Source organism: Taibaiella sp. KBW10 (assembly GCF_003852495.1).
GTDB lineage: Bacteria > Bacteroidota > Bacteroidia > Chitinophagales > Chitinophagaceae > Edaphocola.
In genome coordinates this window covers 1-4,007 of sequence record NZ_QAJI01000004.1, presented here as the reverse complement: position 1 = coordinate 4,007, position 4,007 = coordinate 1, and the positions used below count along the sequence as shown (strand labels likewise).

At 45.6% G+C, this 4,007-nt stretch carries 1 protein-coding gene; it reads right to left on the bottom strand.

The features are described from left to right. On the bottom strand, positions 1-4,007 hold a 4,007-nt coding region (locus tag DBR32_RS15640), incomplete at both ends, for a hypothetical protein (protein ID WP_199724413.1).

Sequence of the window (4,007 nt, the reverse complement as noted above, 5' to 3'; positions counted from 1 at the left end):
ATTATTTGAAGTAGTCGGTAAGCCGGACAAAGTTCCACCGGCACAAATTGCAGCGACTTGTGTAAACGTTGGGGTGATACTGGGATTCACCGTAATCGTCATGGCAGCCGTATTCGCGCATTGTCCAACCGTTGGCGTGAAGGTATAGGTCGTCGTAGCGGTATTATTCAAAACCGGTGACCAGGTTCCTGTAATACTATTATTGGAAGTCGTTGGTAAAGCCACTAAAGTAGCACCAGAGCAAATTGCCGCTACTTGTGTAAACGTTGGTAAGGTATTATTATTTACCGCGATGGTCATCGTTGCAACACTAGCGCACTGACCAGCTGTTGGGGTAAACGTATAAGTAGTCGTCGCTGTATTATTCAATGCAGGTGACCAAGTACCCGTTATACTGTTATTAGACGTCGTTGGTAAAGCAGCTAAAGTAGCGCCGGAACAGATAGCCGCAACTTGTGTAAACGTTGGCAGCGTATTATTATTAACCGCAATAGTCATCGTTGTCGTACTTGCACACTGACCAGCTGTTGGTGTAAACGTATAAGTAGTAGTCGCTGTATTGTTCAAAGCCGGTGACCAAGTACCGGTGATATTATTTGTAGAACTAGTTGGTAAGGCAGCTAAAGTAGCACCAGAACAGATTGCAGCGACTTGTGTAAACGTTGGTAAGGTATTATTATTTACCGCGATGGTCATCGTTGCAACACTAGCGCACTGACCGGCCGTTGGCGTGAAGGTATACGTTGTCGTAGCGGTATTATTCAATGCAGGCGACCAAGTACCCGTTATACTATTAGTAGAAGTCGTTGGTAAAGCAGCTAAAGTAGCGCCGGAACAGATAGCCGCAACTTGTGTAAACGTTGGCAGCGTATTATTATTAACGGCAATAGTCATCGTTGTCGTGCTTGCGCACTGACCAACCGTTGGGGTAAACGTATAAGTAGTAGTCGCCGTGTTGTTCAATGCCGGTGACCAGGTACCTGTAATACTATTATTGGAAGTTGTTGGTAAAGCAGCTAAAGTCCCACCCGTACAAATTGCCGCGACTTGTGTAAATGTTGGCGTAACACTTGGATTCACCGTAATCGTCATCGTAGCGGTACTTGCACACTGACCAGCCGTTGGGGTAAAGGTATAAGTAGTCGTCGCCGTATTATTCAAAGCAGGTGACCAAGTACCGGTAATATTGTTAGTAGAAGTCGTAGGTAAAGCTGCCAAAGTTCCACCGGCACAAATTGCAGCGACTTGTGTAAACGTTGGGGTGATACTGGGATTCACCGTAATCGTCATGGTAGCGGTACTCGCACACTGACCGGCCGTTGGCGTGAAGGTATAGGTCGTCGTAGCGGTATTATTCAAAGCCGGTGACCAGGTTCCTGTAATACTATTATTGGAAGTCGTTGGTAAAGCCACTAAAGTAGCACCAGAGCAAATTGCCGCTACTTGTGTAAACGTTGGTAAGGTATTATTATTAACAGCAATGGTCATTGTAGCGGTACTCGCGCACTGACCGGCCGTTGGCGTGAAGGTATACGTTGTCGTAGCGGTATTATTCAATGCAGGCGACCAAGTTCCCGTTATACTGTTATTAGACGTCGTTGGTAAAGCAGCTAAAGTAGCACCAGAGCAAATTGCCGCTACTTGTGTAAACGTAGGCAGCGTATTATTATTAACCGCAATAGTCATCGTAGCAACACTTGCACATTGACCGGCCGTTGGCGTAAACGTATAAGTAGTCGTCGCCGTATTATTCAAAGCAGGAGACCAGGTACCTGTAATACTATTAGTAGAGGTTGTTGGTAAAGCCGCTAAAGTAGCACCAGAACAGATTGCAGCGACTTGTGTAAACGTTGGCGTTACACTTGGATTTACAGTAATGGTCATCGTTGCAACAATCGCACATTGACCAGCAGTTGGGGTAAACGTATAAGTAGTCGTAGCCGTGTTGTTTAAAGCTGGCGACCAAGTGCCGGTAATATTGTTAGTAGAAGTCGTAGGCAATGCACTTAGGTTGCCGCCACTACAAATCGGATCTACACTCGTAAAGGTTGGTAAGGTATTATTATTTACGGCGATGGTCATCGTTGCCGTACTCGCGCACTGACCGGCCGTTGGCGTGAAGGTATAAGTAGTCGTTGTCGTGTTGTTTATAGCTGGTGACCAGGTACCCGTTATATTATTTGTAGAACTAGTTGGTAAAGCCGCTAAAGTAGCGCCCGAACAGATAGCCGCAACTTGTGTAAACGTTGGCGTCACGCTTGGATTTACCGTAATGGTCATCGTTGCAACACTCGCACATTGACCAGCAGTTGGGGTAAAGGTATAGGTCGTGGTGGTGGTGTTATCTATTGCCGGAGACCAGGTTCCCGTTATGTTATTTGTAGACGTCGTAGGCAAAGCATTTAAGTTGCCACCGCTACAAATCGGATCTACACTTGTAAAGGTTGGTAAGGTATTATTATTTACGGCGATGGTCATCGTTGCCGTACTCGCACACTGACCGGCTGTTGGGGTAAAGGTATAAGTGGTAGTCGTAGTATTATTCAAAGCCGGTGACCAAGTACCGGTTACATTATTAATGGACGTCGTAGGTAAAGCAGCTAAAGTAGCACCGGAACAGATAGCCGCAACTTGTGTAAACGTTGGGTCTACACTCGGATTTACCGTAATCGTCATCGTTGCGGTGCTTGCACACTGACCAGCTGTTGGGGTAAAGGTATAAGTGGTCGTTACCGCGTTGTTCAATGCCGGTGACCAGGTTCCCGTTATACTATTAGTAGAGGTAGTTGGTAAAGCCGCTAAAGTAGCGCCCGAACAGATTGCAGCAACTTGTGTAAATGTTGGTAAGGTATTATTATTAACCGCAATAGTCATCGTAGCTGTACTCGCACATTGACCGGCTGTTGGTGTGAAGGTATAAGTAGTCGTCGCTGTATTGTTCAATGCAGGCGACCAGGTTCCTGTTATACTGTTATTAGAAGTCGTTGGTAAAGCAGCCAAAGTAGCACCAGAGCAAATTGCCGCTACTTGTGTAAACGTTGGGTCTACACTCGGATTTACCGTAATGGTCATAGTTGCAACACTCGCACATTGACCGGCTGTTGGGGTAAACGTATAAGTAGTCGTAGCGGTATTATTCAATGCAGGAGACCAGGTACCTGTAATACTATTATTGGAAGTAGTCGGTAAGGCGGACAAAGTTCCACCGGCACAAATTGCCGCGACTTGTGTGAATGTTGGTAAGGTATTATTATTTACCGCGATGGTCATCGTTGCAGTACTCGCACACTGACCGGCTGTTGGGGTAAAGGTATAAGTAGTCGTCGTGGTATTATTCAAAGCTGGTGACCAGATTCCTGTAATACTATTATTTGAAGTTGTTGGTAAAGCAGCTAAAGTAGCACCAGAGCAAATTGCCGCTACTTGTGTAAATGTTGGCAGCGTATTATTATTAACCGCGATGGTCATCGTTGCAGTACTTGCACATTGACCGACTGTTGGCGTGAAGATATAGGTGGTCGTTACAGTGTTGTTTAAAGCTGGTGACCAGGTACCCGTTATATTATTAATAGAAGTCGTAGGTAAAGCAGCTAAAGTAGCACCAGAGCAAATTGCCGCTACTTGTGTAAACGTTGGCAGTGTATTATTATTAACGGCAATCGTCATTGTTGCCGTACTTGCACATTGACCGGCTGTTGGGGTAAATGTATAAGTAGTAGTTGCCGTGTTGTTTAAAGCTGGCGACCAGGTACCCGTTATATTATTTGTAGAACTGGTCGGTAAAGCTGCTAAAGTAGCACCGGAACAGATTGCAGCAACTTGTGTAAACGTTGGCAGTATATTATTATTAACGGCAATCGTCATTGTTGCCGTACTTGCACATTGACCGGCTGTTGGGGTAAACGTATAAGTAGTCGTTCCCGTGTTGTTTAAAGCTGGCGACCAAGTGCCGGTTACATTATTAATGGACGACGTAGGTAAAGCTGCTAAAGTAGCACCGGACCAGA